A 15,710-nucleotide genomic window follows, 5' to 3' on the forward strand; every position below is an offset into this window, starting at 1 on the left:
ATGGCCAAGGGAACTGTCATGCTTGCCGCCGGCGGGACCGGCGGCCATCTCTTTCCGGCTGAGGCGCTGGCGCACGAGCTGACGGCGCGCGGCTGGCAGGTGCATCTTGCCACCGACGAGCGCGCCGAGCGTTTCGCCGGCAAGTTTCCGGCCGCCGCCATCCATCCGATCTCGTCCTCGACCATCGGTTCGAAGAACCCGGTTTCGCTGCTGCGCGCCTTCTGGAGCATCTGGCGCGGGGTGCGTCAGACTTCGCAGGTGATCGCCAAGATCAAGCCTTCGGTCGTCATCGGCTTCGGCGGCTACCCGACGTTGCCACCGCTTTATGCCGCCACACGGCGCAACGTGCCTTCGATGGTGCATGAGCAGAACGCGGTGATGGGTCGCGCCAACAAGGCGCTGGCCAGCCGGGTCGATGCGATTGCCGGCGGCTTCCTGCCGGAAAATAGCGGCGCCAACAGCGCCAAGATCGTTGTGACCGGCAATCCGGTGCGCCCGGCGGTCATCGAAGCGGCGAAGACGGCTTATGTCGCGTCGGCTGGGGCTGATGCGTTCAACCTTCTGGTTTTCGGTGGCAGCCAGGGCGCGCAGTTCTTTTCCGACGCTGTTCCGGCAGCGATTGCCTTGCTGCCCGAAGCGCAGCGCCAACGTCTTCGCATCACCCAGCAGGCTCGCGTCGAGGATGCCGACAAGGTCAAGGCGGCCTATGCCAAGCTCGGTATCGCGGCTGACGTTTCGCCGTTCTTCACCGACATGGCGCAGCGCATGGCCGCCGCCCAGCTGGTGATTTCGCGCTCCGGCGCCTCGACCGTTTCCGAGATCGCCGTCATCGGTCGTCCGGCGCTGCTGGTGCCGTATCCGCATGCGCTCGACCACGACCAGGCGGCAAACGCCGCGCGTCTGGCCGCTGCCGGCGGAGGTGAAGTGCATCCGCAGGCAACGCTTTCGCCGGAGCGCATCGCCGAGCTTTTGAGCGGTGGGATGGGCGATCCAGAGCGTCTTTCGGCTATGGCTGCTGCCGCTAAGTCAGTCGGCAAAGCAGATGCCACACGGTTGCTCGCCGACCTCGCAGAGGCTATTGCGTCGAAAATACCCGTTTCGGAATTCAAGAAGGGAGTGCGGCCATGAAGATGCCGCAGACGATCGGCCTCGTGCATTTCATCGGCATTGGCGGCATCGGCATGAGCGGCATCGCAGAGGTGCTGCACAATCTCGGCTACAAGGTGCAGGGCTCCGACCAGGCCGATAGCGCCAATGTGCAACGCTTGCGCGACAAGGGCATCGAGTGCTTCGTTGGCCATCGTGCCGAGAACCTTGGCGACGCCGAAGTGATCGTCGTTTCGACCGCGATCAAGAAAACCAATCCGGAGCTCATCGCCGCGCGCGAGAAATTGCTGCCGGTCGTACGCCGCGCCGAAATGCTGGCCGAGCTGATGCGCTTCCGCAACGCGGTCGCCATCGGCGGCACGCACGGCAAGACCACCACCACCTCGATGGTGGCGGCGTTGCTCGACGCCGGTGATCTCGACCCGACAGTCATCAATGGCGGCATCATCAACGCCTACGGCACCAACGCGCGCATGGGCGAGGGCGATTGGATGGTGGTCGAGGCCGACGAGAGCGACGGCACCTTCCTGAAGCTTCCGGCCGACGTCGCCGTCGTCACCAACATCGACCCCGAACATCTCGACCATTACGGCAGCTTCGACAACGTGCGCGAGGCATTCCGCCAGTTCGTCGAGAACGTGCCGTTCTACGGCTTTGGCGTCATGTGCACCGATCATCCCGAAGTGCAAGCGCTGGTCAGCCATATCGAGGACCGCCGCGTCATCACCTATGGCGAAAACACCCAGGCCGACGTGCGCTTCACCAATCACCACATGGACGGTGCGGTGTCGGTCTTCGACGTGGTCATCCGCAACCGCAAGTCGGCATCGTCGACGACCATCGAAGGCCTGCGCCTGCCGATGCCGGGCCGCCACAACGTTTCCAACGCTACCGCCGCAATCGCTGTCGCGACCGAACTCGGCGTCTCGGCCGAGGCGGTGAAGCGCGGGCTGTCGTCCTTCGGCGGCGTCAAGCGCCGCTTTACCCATACCGGCACCTGGAACGGCGTCGAAGTGTTCGACGACTACGGTCACCATCCGGTCGAGATCAAGGCTGTGCTGCGTGCGGCGCGCGAGGCCACCAAGGGCCGCGTCATCGCAATTGCCCAGCCGCATCGCTTCACCCGCCTGCGCGACCTGTTCGACGATTTCTCGGCCTGCTTCAACGATGCCGACACGGTCATGGTCGCACCCGTCTACACCGCCGGCGAAGATCCGATCGAGGGTGTCAATTCCGAAACGCTGACAGCGCGCATCCGCGCTGGCGGCCATCGCGACGCACGCTATATCGAAGGTCCCGCCGCTGTCGCGCCGATCGTGCGCGAGCTGGCCAAGCCGGGCGACTTCGTCGTCTATCTCGGTGCCGGCAACATCACGCAATGGGCCTATGCGCTGCCTGGAGAACTCGCCGGAGGCGGGTCGTGACGGGCGGCGAAGCGCTGATCACAAAGCTTGGCGATCGCCTTTCTGGCCTGCGCGGGCGCCTGACGCCCAATGCCGAAATGGAAAAGATCACCTGGTTCCGCGCCGGCGGCATTGCCGATGCGCTGTTCCAGCCCGCCGACGAAGAAGACCTCGCGGCCTTCCTGAAGGCGGTGCCCGAGGAGATCCCCGTTCTGGTCGTCGGCATCGGCTCCAATCTGCTGGTCCGCGAAGGTGGCGTTCCGGGCTTTGTTGTGCGCCTCTCGGCGAAGGGGTTCGGCGAGGCGACGGCGATTTCCGAAACCGGGATCAAGGCGGGTGCTGCGACGCCCGACAAGCGCGTGGCGGCCCTTGCGCACGACAGCGGCATCGGCGGCTTTCATTTCTACCACGGCATCCCCGGTGCCATCGGCGGTGCGCTGCGCATGAACGCGGGCGCCAACGGCGTTGAGACGCGCGAGCGTGTCGTTGAAGTCCGCGCGCTCGACCGCACTGGCAAGCTGCATGTGCTGTCCAACGCCGACATGGGCTACAGCTATCGCCACTCTTCGGCGGCTTCCGACCTGATCTTCACCTCGGCGACCTTCGAGGGCTACGCTGACGACAAGGACGCCATCAAGGCGGCCATGGACCAAGTCCAGCATCACCGCGAGACGGTGCAGCCGATCCGCGAAAAGACAGGCGGCTCGACCTTCAAGAACCCCGAAGGCACTTCAGCCTGGAAGGAAATCGACAAGGCCGGCTGCCGCGGCCTGATGATCGGTGGCGCGCAGATGTCGCCGCTGCATTGCAACTTCATGATCAACACCGGCAACGCCACTGGCTACGATCTGGAGTATCTCGGCGAGACCGTGCGCAGCCGTGTGCTGGAGAATTCCGGCATCCGCCTGCAATGGGAAATCAAGCGTCTCGGCCGCTTCAAGCCAGGCCACGAAGTGCAGGAGTTCCTTGGGCAATTGCTCTAGGTTTCAAGCCTTGCTCGCAGCCCGGCAAGATCGGGCGGGCGCCACCGAAAAGCATCGATAGCGACAATGTTTCGCAAGCCCTCGCGCTCTCCGCGCCGAGGGCTTTTTGCTGCCCGATATCCGCCTTTTGGTGCTGCCAAAGCGAGGCTGATCGGAAGCTGCCTGGGTCATCAAATCGCAATGAATTCCAATCGGCTCTTGCCACGGAATCAAGTCTCTGATTCTCTGACCTAAAGCGTTTCCTGATTTGAGTCGCGTTACGCGTAGCCCGCGTTTCCATTCGGAGGTCCAACTTCCGGAGGCTCTGATTTAGTCTTTGGAAGCAAGGTGTTGTGTCCGAGTCTAGAGGGGATACTGGGGATGAAGTCGAAGCATGTCGCTGTCCTGTTGGGCGGGTTTTCGTCCGAGCGGCCTGTGTCCCTGTCGTCTGGCAATGCCTGCGCCGCTGCGCTTGAGCAGGTGGGCTATCAGGTCACCCGCGTTGACGTTGATCGCGACGTCGGTGCGGTGCTCTCGGCTCTGAAGCCCGACGTTGCATTCAACGCGCTGCATGGTCCCTTCGGCGAAGACGGCACGATCCAGGGTATCCTCGAATATCTCGGCATTCCCTACACACATTCCGGCGTGCTCGCCTCAGCACTTGCGATGAACAAGGAGCAGTCGAAGAAGGTGGCCAAGGCTGCCGGCATTCCGATTGCCGAATCCCGGGTTCTCGATCGTTTCTCGATCCGCAACCAGCACCCGATGAAGCCGCCTTATGTGGTCAAGCCCGTGGCTGAAGGATCGAGCTTCGGTGTCGTCATCGTCAAGGAGGATCAGTCGCATCCGCCGCAGGTGATCTCGTCGTCGGAGTGGCGCTATGGCGATACCGTGATGGTCGAGCGCTACATCCATGGGCGCGAGCTGACCTGCGCTGTCATGGGCGATGTCGCGCTCGGCGTCTGCGAGATCATCCCGACGGGTCACGCCTTCTACGATTATGATTCAAAATATGTCGCTGGGGGATCAAAGCACGAATGCCCCGCGAAAGTTTCACCGAATATTTACCAAAAAATACAAACACTGGCGCTTAAGGCTCACCAAGCGATCGGGTGCCGGGGTGTCTCCCGGTCTGACTTCCGGTACGACGACCGCCATTCCGAAAATGGGGAGGTCGTCTGGCTGGAGGTCAACACGCAACCCGGCATGACGCCGACGTCGCTGGTGCCTGAGATTGCTGCCCACGCCGGGCATTCGTTTGGTGAGTTGTTGAGTTGGATGGTGGAGGACGCTTCGTGTTTGCGTTGAGGTCGGGACAGAACAGGAGGGTGAACGGCGCGACGCCGCGCGTCTTCGGGCTGTCCTTGTCCGCGGAGCATTTCGTGCTGCCGCGGCTGCTGCGCAAGCCGGTTCGCATGCTGTCGCGCTTCGGGCGTGGGGAGTTCACTCCTCCGCCCTATGCCGCGTCGATGCTGACGGCTGCGTTTCTCGCCGCAAGCTCGCTCTATGGCGCCTATCTCGGTGGTCACTTCCCGGCGATGGTCCAGGGCGTGACTGCCCGCAGCGGTTTTGCCGTTGACCAGATCAAGGTTTCGGGCAATCGCGAGACCTCCGAAATCGACATTCTCGACAAGCTCGAACTCGACGGCTGGACCTCTTTGGTCGGCTTCAATCCGGAAGAAGCGCGCGAGCGCATCGTCAGTCTGCCTTGGGTGCGCGATGCCGCCGTGCGCAAGGTTTATCCGGATACCATCGAGGTTCGCGTCGATGAGCGCGATGCGTTCGCCATCTGGCAGCACGGCAGTCAGCTCAGCGTCGTTGAGAAGGATGGCAAGGTCATCGCCCCGTTCACCGGCGGTCGCCAGGTTGCCTTGCCCCTGGTCATTGGTTTCGGTGCCGCCGAACGTGCCGCCGACTTCGTTGCCCGGGTTCAGGCCTTTCCAGAGCTGGCGTCGCGCGTGAAGGGCTATATCCGCATCGGCGAGCGGCGCTGGGATCTGCGCCTCGACAACGGAATCACCGTCAAGCTGCCTGAAAACCAGGTCGATGCGGCACTTGCCGATCTCGTCGCGCTCGACCGCGAGAACGCGCTTTTCACGCGTGACATTTCGGCCGTGGACATGCGCTTCGGCGACCGGCTGGTCGTTCAGCTCACGCCGGAAGCGGTCGAGCGGCGCGCGGCCGCGCTGAACACCAAGCCGAAGGCCGTCAAGGCGAAGGTGGAGAAGAAAACATGAGCTGGCTTGGCGGTCAAAAAGATCCGGTCTCGCGCCGCTCGGGCATCCTGACGGTGCTCGACGTCGGCTCGAACAAGGTCTGCTGCGTGGTCGCCAAGCTGAAGCCGGCCGAGGGCAGCCAGTTGCTCAAGGGGCGCACCCATCAGGCCCAGGTCATCGGCATCGGCCATCAGAAATCGCAAGGCGTGAAGTCGGGCGTGGTCGTCGACCTCGATCGCGCCGAGCATGCCATCCGGCTCGCCGTCGATGCGGCCGAACGCATGGCTGGGCTGACCGCCGATTCCCTGATCGTCAACCTGTCTGCAGGGCGCATCAAGAGCGAGGCATTTTCGGCGACGATCAATCTCGGCGGCCATGAAGTCGAAGAGGCAGACGTCCAGCGCGTGCTCGCTGCGGGTGCCAAGCAGGCGCTCAAGGCCGAGCGCGATGTCATCCATTCGCTGCCGATCGCCTTTTCGCTCGACGCTGAACGCGGCGTGCGCGATCCGCGCGGCATGGTCGGCGACACGCTTGGCGTCGACATGCATGTGCTGACCGGCGATTCGGCGCCGATGCGCAATCTCGAGCTCTGCATCAACCGCTCGCACCTGTCGGTCGAGCATATGGTTGCGACACCTTATGCCAGCGGCCTGGCAGCACTGGTCGACGACGAACTCGAAATGGGCGCTGCCTGCATCGACATGGGCGGCGGCACGACGACGCTGTCGGTCTTCTCGGAAGGCCGCTTCGTTCATGCCGACTCCATTCCGATCGGCGGCAATCATGTCACCATGGACATGGCCAAGGGCCTGTCGACGCGTCTCGACGATGCCGAGCGGCTGAAGGTCATGCACGGGTCGGCTTTGCCCGGCAGTGCCGACGATCGCGACCTGATCAGCATTCAGCCGATCGGCGTCGACGACAATGAAATGCCACTGCAGATCCCGCGCTCGATGATGACGCGCATCATCCGCGCCCGCATCGATGAGACGCTGGAGCTGCTTCGCGATCGCCTGAACAAGTCAGGCTACGGCAATGCTGTCGGCAAGCGCGTCGTTTTGACTGGCGGTGCGAGCCAGTTGGTCGGGCTGCCGGAAGCAGCCCGCCGCATTCTTGGCCGCAATGTGCGCATCGGCCGCCCGCTTGGCGTGGCAGGTCTGCCGGAGGCGGCCAAGGGGCCGGCTTTCGCGACCGCCGTCGGGCTTCTCATCTACCCGCAGATGGCCGGCATCGAAAGCCATTCGGCGAAAGGGATTTCCCGTTACAGGGCAACGGGAACGGGCGGAAAACTGCATCGCATGAGTCAGTGGTTGAGAGACAGTTTTTAGGAATTGACGGGGACAGCCCCATTGGCGGCCGCACGGCGAAGCGGCTTGAAAGGCAAAAAGGACGAGGACTATGACGATCAATCTGCAGAAGCCGGACATCACCGAACTGAAGCCCCGCATCACCGTGTTCGGTGTCGGCGGCGGCGGCGGCAATGCTGTCAACAACATGATCACTGCTGGCCTGCGCGGCGTCGAGTTCGTGGTGGCCAACACCGATGCCCAGGCGCTCACCATGTCGAAGGCCGAGCGCCTCATCCAGCTCGGCGCCCACGTCACCGAGGGCCTGGGTGCCGGTTCGCAGCCGGAAGTCGGTCGCGCCGCCGCTGAAGAGTGCATCGACGAGATCATCGATCACCTGTCGAACACCCACATGTGCTTCGTCACCGCCGGCATGGGCGGCGGCACCGGCACCGGTGCTGCTCCCGTCGTTGCCCGCGCTGCACGCGAAAAGGGCATCCTGACCGTCGGTGTCGTCACCAAGCCGTTCCACTTCGAAGGCCAGCGCCGCATGAAGACGGCTGACTACGGCATCGAAGAGCTGCAGAAATGCGTCGACACGCTGATCGTTATCCCGAACCAGAACCTGTTCCGTCTCGCCAATGACAAGACGACCTTCGCGGACGCCTTCGCCATGGCCGACCAGGTGCTCTATTCGGGCGTCGCCTGCATCACCGACCTGATGGTCAAGGAAGGCCTGATCAACCTCGACTTCGCCGACGTCCGTTCGGTGATGCGCGAGATGGGCAAGGCCATGATGGGCACCGGCGAAGCATCGGGCGAGGGCCGCGCGATGGCTGCGGCCGAAGCTGCGATCGCCAACCCGCTGCTCGACGAAACCTCGATGAAGGGCGCGAGGGGCCTGCTGATCTCGATCACCGGCGGCCGCGACCTGACGCTGTTTGAAGTCGACGAAGCTGCGACCCGTATCCGTGAAGAAGTCGACCAGGACGCCAACATCATCCTGGGCGCCACCTTCGACGAAGATCTGGAAGGCGTCATCCGCGTGTCGGTTGTTGCCACCGGCATCGACAAGGCGGCCGCCGACATGGCTGCAACACCGCTGACCATCCGTCAGGCGCCGAAGCCGGCACCGCGTCCGGTTGAGGTCCGCCCGGCGCAGCAGGCCGCTCCGCAGGAGCAGCCGCGCATGGAAATCCGCGCCAACGATCCTGTCGCCGAGGCAATCCGCCTGGCCGAAACCAACGCCGCTGCCATGGCACAGCCGCGTGCAGCCGCTCCACAGGGTGAAGAGTTCCGCCCCCAGAGCAAGCTGTTCCAGGCTCCGCCTGCCCAGCCGCAGGCCCAGCAGTACCAGCCGCAGCCGCAGCAGCAGTTCCATCAGCCCGCGCCTCAGCCGGTGGCACAGCCACAGGTGGCACCCCAACGCGAGATGATGCAGCCGGCTCCGGTTCAGCAGCGCATGCCGCGCGTCGAGGACTTTCCGCCGATGGTGAAAGCCGAGGTGGAAGCCAAGGCCAAGCCGGTCGATCATGAGGACCGCGGTCCGATGGGCCTGCTCAAGCGCTTGACGAGCGGCCTGACCCGCCGCGAGGAAGAACCCGCACGCCTGCAGCCCGCGCAGCCGCGCGAGCCCAAGCTGCGCCAGCCGGCCCCCGAGCAGCGCCGCATGACCAGCCAGGAATCGCAGCTCTACGCACCGCGTCGTGGACAGCTCGACGAGCAGGGCCGCCTTGCGCCGCAGACACGGACTCAGGAAGACGATCAGCTGGAGATTCCGGCGTTCCTTCGCCGGCAAGCCAACTGAACTGTGAACGACCAGTAACATTGTTTGAAAGGCGGGCGTCTCGACGTCCGCCTTTTAATCTGAAAAGATCATTCAAATCATTAGGTTGACGGGGCGGGTCCAAGCGTCCCCGCAGTTACACAGAGTAAGAAACCGTGATTTGGAGTCTATCATCCGGAAGACTATCTTCGCCTCGATTAAGGTCGCTTGGGCGGGTGTCGTGGGGATGAGGACCCGTCTGGCGAAGATAAGAGCCGTGCGCCGTGGTGTGGCGAAGCGGACGTGAAGTGGACGGGCATATGGGGATCGACTTGCAAGATTATCAGACAACACTCAAATCACGCGTCTCGCTATCGGGCATAGGTGTCCATAGCGGGAAGCCCGTGACTATCCATTTCGCGCCGGCGGACGCCGACACGGGTGTGGTGTTTCAGGTTGCTGACCGAGAGTTCCGCGCAATTGTGTCGGAAGTGGGTGCGACCGACCTTTGCACGCTGCTGGGTGACCCCTCCGGGCTCCACGTTGCCACGATCGAACACCTGATGGCCGCACTGTTTGGCCTCGGTATCGACAATCTCCTGATTGAGGTCGACGGTGCGGAAGTGCCGATCCTTGACGGCAGTGCTGCGCAATTCGTCGAAGCCATCGACCAGGTCGGCATCGAAGTGCAGGACGTCAAGCGTCGCTACATCCGCGTTCTCAAGCCGGTGCGAATCGAAAGCGGTGCCTCGTGGGCGGAGTTCCGTCCTTATGGCGGCACGCGATTCGAGGTCGAAATCGATTTCGAAAGCCCGGCGATCGGGCGCCAGTCCTTTGCGTCGGATATCAATGACGACATCTTCCGCCGCGACATCGCGCGCGCCCGCACCTTCGGCTTCATGAAGGACGTCGAGCGGCTGTGGGCTGCCGGCTATGCGCTTGGCTCGTCGCTGGAGAATTCCGTGGTTATCGGCGACGACAGCCACATCATCAACATCGAAGGCCTGCGCTATCCGAATGAGTTCGTGCGTCATAAGACGCTCGACGCCATGGGCGACCTGGCCCTTGCCGGTGCGCGGTTCATCGGCTGCTTCCGTTCCTATCGCGGCGGCCACAGGCTGAATGCTGCTGCTTTGCGCCGCCTGCTTTCGGACCATTCGGCCTTCGAGGTCGTCGAAACGTCGCGCCGCGAGCGCGGCCGTTCGGCGGAGCTGATCGCTGTCAGCGCCGCTGTCCACGCGCCCTGGACTCTCTGAGCGCAGGCAATTTGCCGGAAGAGTGGTGTGGCCTTGTTGCACCACTCGACCGATGAAATGGCATGTGCGTTCACCTGCCACAAAATTGCGCGATTGGCAGCTGATAGCGTTGCCCGGCAAAGCCAGTTGTGATCTATGGCCATTGCCTGAAAAGCGAAACAGCGCCAAAGGGGCGAAACTCTGTGATGTCATTGATACGAGCCGGTCGATCGAAATTGCGCGTGACGCCTCTGGTTGTGGCGCTTTCGCTCATCGCTCCGACGCTTGCACTCTCCGGTTGCATGTCGGGCGAAGCTGATGTCGATCTCGCGACCTATGTCGAGCAGACCGAACCGGCCGATGTTCTCTATAATCAGGGTCTCGCCAACCTCAATGCCGGTCGTCTCAAGGAAGCCAGCCGCAAGTTCGAGGCTGTTGATCGTCAGCACCCCTATTCGGAGTTCGCACGCAAATCGATGGTGATGGGCGCCTTCGCCAGCTATCGCCAGGGCGCTTATGAAGAAGCCATCGGCTCGGCCAAGCGCTACCTCGCGCTCTATCCCTCAACCGACGACGCAGCCTATGCGCAGTACATCATCGGCTTGAGCTATTTCCGCCAGATTCGCGACGTGACGCAGGATCAGAAGGATGCCCGCCGCACCATCGAAGCAATGACCGAAGTGGTCCAGCGCTGGCCGACGTCGGAATATGTCGACGACGCCAATGCCAAGATTCGCTTTGCCCGCGACCAGCTCGCCGGCAAAGAAATGCAGATCGGCCGCTATTATCTCGAGCGCCGCGAATTCATCGCTTCGGCAAAGCGCTTCCGCAACGTGGTCGAAAACTATTCGAACACGCGCCACGTCGAAGAAGCGCTCGCGCGCCTGGTCGAGACCTATTACGCGATGGGCCTGACCTCGGAAGCGCAGACGGCGGCGGCCGTGCTTGGACAGAATTATCCTGACAGCCAGTGGTACAAGGATTCGTACAAGCTGCTGCAGTCCGGCGGACTTGAGCCTCGCGAAAATGCCGGCTCCTGGATTTCCAAGGCCGGAAAGATGTTCTCTGGCGCCTGATCAACATTAGATGCTCTCACGCCTTTCGATCCGCGATATCGTCCTGATCGAACGGCTGGACATCGATTTCACGCCGGGCCTTTCGGTGCTGACCGGTGAAACCGGTGCCGGCAAATCCATCCTTCTCGACGCATTGTCGCTCGCGCTCGGCGCGCGCGGCGATGCTTCGCTTGTCCGCCATGGTGCCGCCCAGGGGCAGGTGACTGCCGTCTTCGACGTGCCGCGCAACCACCCGGCACGCACACTGCTCGCCGACAATGCCATCGACGACGACGGCGACATCATCCTGCGACGCGTGCAGACCGCCGATGGCCGCACCCGTGTCTTCGTCAACGACCAGCCATCCAGCGTCACGCTGATGCGCGACGTCGGCCGCGCCTTGGTCGAGATCCATGGCCAGCACGACGACCGCGCGCTTGTCGATGGCGGGGCGCATCGCGAGGTGCTCGATTCGTTTGGCGGCCATGTCGGTGAGGCGCGAGCCACCGCCGAGGCCTGGAAGATCTGGCGCGCCGCCGAGCAGGAGCTCTCGCGCCACCGCGCCCGTGTTGAGGCCGCCGCCCGCGAAGCCGAATATCTGCGCGCCTCGGTGAAGGAATTGACCAAGCTCGACCCGCAGCCAGGCGAGGAGAGCGAGCTTGCCGAGCTGCGCGCCTCGATGATGCGCGTCGAAAAGATCGCTTCGGAAATCCAGGATGCGCAGGATGTGCTCTCGGGCTCATCCTCGCCGCTGCCGCAACTGGCAAGCCTGCTCAGGCGCCTGCAGCGCAAGGCATCCGAAGTGCCCGGCCTGCTCGACGAGGTGGTGAAGTCGCTCGACGAGGCAATGATTTCGCTCGATGCGGCGCAATCGGGCGTCGATGCGGCACTTCGGGCCACCGAATACGATCCGCAGCGGCTTGAAAAGGCCGAAGAGCGGCTGTTTGCGCTGCGTGCCGCCGCGCGCAAGCACAATGTAGCCGTCGACAGTCTGGCGCAGCTACGCGACACGATGGTTGCCGATCTTGCCGATCTCGATGCTGGCGAGGAACGGCTGCAGGCGCTGGAGCAGCAGGGGCGCACCACGCGTGAGGCATACGACCGCATCGCTTCGGGCCTGTCTGGACTGCGCAAGACTGCCGCCGAGGGCCTGCGCAAGACTGTCATGGCCGAGCTGCCGGCACTCAAGCTGGAGCGGGCAGAATTCCTCGTTGAGATATCAAGCGAAGCCGACAACCGCATGCTCGAAGGCATCGATCAGGTCGAGTTCTGGGTGCGCACCAATCCGGGCACCCGGCCGGGACCGATGATGAAGGTGGCGTCCGGCGGTGAGCTGTCGCGCTTCCTGCTGGCGCTCAAGGTCGCATTGGCCGACCGTGGCTCGGCACCGACGCTGGTCTTCGACGAAATCGACACCGGTGTTGGCGGTGCCGTCGCCGATGCCATCGGCCAGCGGCTGGCGCGTCTCGCCAACCGGGTCCAGGTGCTGTCGGTCACGCACGCGCCGCAGGTCGCCGCGCGCGCTGCAACACATTTCCTGATCTCCAAGCAGGGCAACACCGACCGCGTCGCCACCGGCATCCACGAGATGGACCGCCCGGCACGCCAGGAAGAGATCGCCCGCATGCTCTCGGGCGCATCCATCACCGACGAGGCCCGCGCCGCCGCCGAACGTCTGCTGCGCGAGAATACGTCTGCTGCTGTCTGAGAACCTACGTAAAGTGTAGCGTGTCGCTTTACAACTCATCCTGGCTGACCTATCTTCCGACGGATGAAAATCCGCAGCGTGAAGCACAAAGGCTTGCGCCGACTTTTCGAAAACGACGATGCGAGCGGGCTTCCGGCGCAGTTCGTCGATAAAATCCGTAATATCCTCGCCTTTCTGCAGGACATGGAACAAGAAGAAGAGCTGCGCTCGGTTCCGAGCTGGAAGGCTCATCAGCTTGCCGGAGAGCGCAAGGGTACCTGGAGCCTGTTCGTCACGCGGAACTGGCGCCTGACCTTTTTCATCGACAAGGCGGAAGTCGAGATCGTCGACCTCGACTACGAGGATTACCACTAGGAGGTGGCCATGACCGAAACGCAGGGTTTCAGGCTGAAAAGCCCGCCTCATCCGGGCGGCTTCGTTCGCACCGAGATCATCGAGCCTATGGAATTGTCGGTGACGGCTGCGGCGGAGGCGCTTGGCGTGACCCGCGCGGCGCTGTCGGCCTTCATCAACGGGCGTTCGTCGTTGTCGCCGGAGATGGGGCTGCGTATCGAAAAGGCGTTCGGCGTCAGCATGGAAACGCTGATGCGGATGCAAAACAGCTACGATATTGCGCAGGCTCGCAAGCGCGAAGGCGAGATCAAGATAGCGCGCTATGAGCCGAAGCCGCCGCATCAGTGATTTATCGCGGCCAGGCTGGATGTCAGGAGCCTGCGCGATCCTGCTGATTTGCGTGGGCTATTGGTAAAACCCGCTCCCTTGCAAATGCTTCCTGATTTATGGTGGCCGCGCATTTGGCCGGAGCCGTACCATGTCCGAAAAATCAGTCGATTCGCTCAGCGAGGCAGAAGCGGTAGCCGAGCTTGCGCGGCTGGCCGAAGAAATCGCCGGCCATGACCTGCGCTACCATGCCGAGGACGCGCCGACGATCTCGGATGCCGATTATGACGCGTTGCGCCGGCGCAACCTGGCCATCGAGCAGCGTTTCCCGCAGCTGGTGCGCGAGGATTCGCCGTCGAAGTCGGTCGGTGCCGCCGTCTCGGAAAAGTTCGGCAAGGTCACTCATGTCGTGCCGATGCTGTCGCTCGACAATGCCTTCGCCGACGAGGATGTGAGCGAATTCGTCGGCCGTATCAGGCGGTTCTTGAGGCTCGGCGCGACCGAGCCGGTGGCGATCACCGCCGAGCCCAAGATCGACGGCCTGTCACTTTCGATTCGCTACGAGGCCGGGCGTCTGGTGACGGCGGCGACGCGCGGGGACGGCCAGGTCGGCGAAAACGTCACCGCCAACGCACGCACCATCGCAGACATTCCCAATGTGCTCTCGGGCGATTTCCCAGATGTGCTCGAAGTGCGCGGCGAGGTCTATATGAGCCACGCCGACTTCGCCGAGCTCAATCGCCGCAACGAAGAGGCGGGCAAGCCGATCTTCGCCAATCCGCGCAACGCGGCTGCGGGATCGCTGCGCCAGCTCGACACGTCGATCACTGCCAGCCGGCCGCTGCGCTTCTTCGCCTACGCCTGGGGCGAGGTGAGCGAAATGCCGGCGGACACGCAAATGGGCATGGTCGGCGCGTTCGGGCGCTACGGCTTCAAGACCAACCCGCTGATGAAGGTCTTCGACAGCGTCGAGGGGCTGTTGTCGCAATACCGGATGATAGAGGCCAACCGCGCGACGCTCGGCTACGACATCGACGGCGTCGTCTACAAGGTTGATCGGCTCGACCTGCAGCTGCGTCTCGGCTTCGTGTCGCGTTCGCCGCGCTGGGCAATCGCCCACAAATTCCCGGCCGAAAAGGCCACGACGATCCTCACCGGCATCGATATCCAGGTCGGCCGCACCGGCTCACTGACGCCGGTGGCGCGGCTGCAGCCGGTGACGGTGGGCGGTGTGGTGGTGACCAACGCCACGCTGCACAACGAGGACTACATCAAGGGCATCGGCAACAGCGGCCAGCCGATTCGCGAAGGCCGCGACATCCGCGTCGGCGACACGGTCATCGTCCAGCGGGCAGGGGACGTCATTCCGCAGATACTGGACGTGGTGCTGGAAAAGCGCCCGGCGGATGCTCAGCCTTACGCATTTCCGACGCGCTGCCCGGCTTGTGACAGCCATGCCGTGCGCGAGGAAGGCGAGGTGGTGCGCCGCTGCACCGGCGGCCTGATCTGCCCGGCGCAAGCGGTCGAGCGGCTTCGCCATTTCGTCTCGCGCAACGCCTTCGACATCGAGGGCCTGGGCGAAAAGCAGATCGAGTTCTTCTTCCAGTCGCAGGACCCGGCACTGCATATCGGTTCGCCCGCCGACATCTTCACGCTGAAGCGCCGGCAAGAGGGCTCGCTGACCAAGCTCGAGAACATCGATGGTTTTGGCGTCACCTCGGCGCGCAAGCTATTCGGTGCCATCGATGACCGGCGGCAGGTCGAGTTTTCGCGCTTCCTGTTTGCGCTCGGCATCCGCCACATCGGTGAAACCAACGCCAAGCGGCTCGCCCGCCACTACATCAGCTTCGAGGCATTCCGCGCTGCCGGTACCGCTGCCGTCATGCCTGAGGGCAAGGGCGACAAGGGCAATGCCGCCTGGCAGGAACTGACCGGTGTCAACGGGATCGGCGCCATCGTTGCCGAGGCGGTGGTCGAGTTCTTCGCCGAAGAACACAACAGGCAGGTGCTCGATGCGCTGCTGGCGGAGGTTACACCACTCGATGAGGAGCGCATCGGCGACGTCTCTTCGCCGGTGTCGGGCAAGACCGTGGTCTTCACCGGCTCGCTCGAACAGATGTCGCGCGACGAGGCCAAGGCGATGGCCGAAAAGCTCGGCGCCAAGGTCGCAGGCTCGGTGTCGAAGAAGACCGATCTCGTGGTGGCGGGCCCCGGCGCCGGGTCCAAGCTCAAGCTTGCCAGCGAGCTCGGCATCGAAGTGATCGACGAGGACGGCTGGTTCGCTCTGGTCAAGCAGGCGGGCTGACTGAATTC

The 15,710-nt window shown here is 63.4% G+C and carries 13 protein-coding genes; all 13 read left to right on the forward strand.

Annotation, left to right across the window (positions count from 1 at the left end):
- Positions 1 to 1,128: an undecaprenyldiphospho-muramoylpentapeptide beta-N-acetylglucosaminyltransferase gene (gene murG, locus AC1RTB_RS10810; RefSeq protein WP_492881405.1), complete on the forward strand. Its 1,128-nt coding sequence runs from the start codon at positions 1 to 3 to the stop codon at positions 1,126 to 1,128.
- The gene (murC, locus tag AC1RTB_RS10815) at positions 1,125 to 2,531 is read left to right on the forward strand and encodes a UDP-N-acetylmuramate--L-alanine ligase (RefSeq protein WP_492881404.1); all 1,407 of its coding nucleotides are present in this window, start codon (positions 1,125 to 1,127) and stop codon (positions 2,529 to 2,531) included. The genes murG and murC overlap by 4 nt, the downstream gene beginning before the upstream one ends.
- Entirely contained in the window at positions 2,528 to 3,493 is a 966-nt protein-coding gene (gene murB, locus AC1RTB_RS10820) for a UDP-N-acetylmuramate dehydrogenase (RefSeq protein ID WP_492881403.1), read from the forward strand. Before murC ends, murB begins: the two co-directional genes overlap by 4 nt.
- 360 nt (positions 3,494 to 3,853) lie before the next feature.
- The gene (locus AC1RTB_RS10825) at positions 3,854 to 4,780 is read left to right on the forward strand and encodes a D-alanine--D-alanine ligase (protein WP_492881402.1); all 927 of its coding nucleotides are present in this window, start codon (positions 3,854 to 3,856) and stop codon (positions 4,778 to 4,780) included.
- Positions 4,768 to 5,709, forward strand: coding sequence for a cell division protein FtsQ/DivIB (locus AC1RTB_RS10830; RefSeq protein WP_492881401.1), 942 nt, complete (start codon positions 4,768 to 4,770; stop codon positions 5,707 to 5,709). Before AC1RTB_RS10825 ends, AC1RTB_RS10830 begins: the two co-directional genes overlap by 13 nt.
- Positions 5,706 to 7,016, forward strand: a complete 1,311-nt coding sequence (gene ftsA / locus AC1RTB_RS10835; RefSeq protein WP_492881400.1) for a cell division protein FtsA — start codon at positions 5,706 to 5,708, stop codon at positions 7,014 to 7,016. The genes AC1RTB_RS10830 and ftsA overlap by 4 nt, the downstream gene beginning before the upstream one ends.
- 70 nt (positions 7,017 to 7,086) lie before the next feature.
- Positions 7,087 to 8,781 (forward strand): cell division protein FtsZ, encoded by a 1,695-nt coding sequence (gene ftsZ / locus AC1RTB_RS10840; protein ID WP_492881399.1) that lies wholly within the window; start codon positions 7,087 to 7,089, stop codon positions 8,779 to 8,781.
- 278 nt (positions 8,782 to 9,059) lie between these two features.
- Positions 9,060 to 9,995, forward strand: coding sequence for a UDP-3-O-acyl-N-acetylglucosamine deacetylase (gene lpxC, locus AC1RTB_RS10845; protein ID WP_492881398.1), 936 nt, complete (start codon positions 9,060 to 9,062; stop codon positions 9,993 to 9,995).
- A gap of 185 nt (positions 9,996 to 10,180) precedes the next feature.
- Positions 10,181 to 11,050, forward strand: coding sequence for an outer membrane protein assembly factor BamD (locus AC1RTB_RS10850; protein ID WP_492881397.1), 870 nt, complete (start codon positions 10,181 to 10,183; stop codon positions 11,048 to 11,050).
- A 10-nt stretch (positions 11,051 to 11,060) separates the two neighbouring features.
- Positions 11,061 to 12,737, forward strand: coding sequence for a DNA repair protein RecN (gene recN / locus AC1RTB_RS10855; RefSeq protein ID WP_492881396.1), 1,677 nt, complete (start codon positions 11,061 to 11,063; stop codon positions 12,735 to 12,737).
- Positions 12,738 to 12,800: 63 nt separating this feature from the next.
- Positions 12,801 to 13,091 carry a type II toxin-antitoxin system RelE/ParE family toxin gene (locus AC1RTB_RS10860; RefSeq protein WP_492881395.1) on the forward strand — a complete coding sequence of 97 codons (291 nt, stop codon included), beginning with the start codon at positions 12,801 to 12,803 and terminating at the stop codon, positions 13,089 to 13,091.
- Positions 13,092 to 13,100: 9 nt separating this feature from the next.
- A complete protein-coding gene (locus AC1RTB_RS10865) occupies positions 13,101 to 13,418 on the forward strand; it encodes a HigA family addiction module antitoxin (RefSeq protein WP_492881394.1) in 318 nt (105 codons plus the stop codon).
- A 130-nt stretch (positions 13,419 to 13,548) separates the two neighbouring features.
- Positions 13,549 to 15,702, forward strand: a complete 2,154-nt coding sequence (gene ligA, locus AC1RTB_RS10870) for an NAD-dependent DNA ligase LigA (protein ID WP_492881393.1) — start codon at positions 13,549 to 13,551, stop codon at positions 15,700 to 15,702.
- Positions 15,703 to 15,710 lie beyond the last annotated feature (8 nt).

This window comes from Aminobacter sp. GW821-FHT11F06 (genome assembly GCF_058808215.1).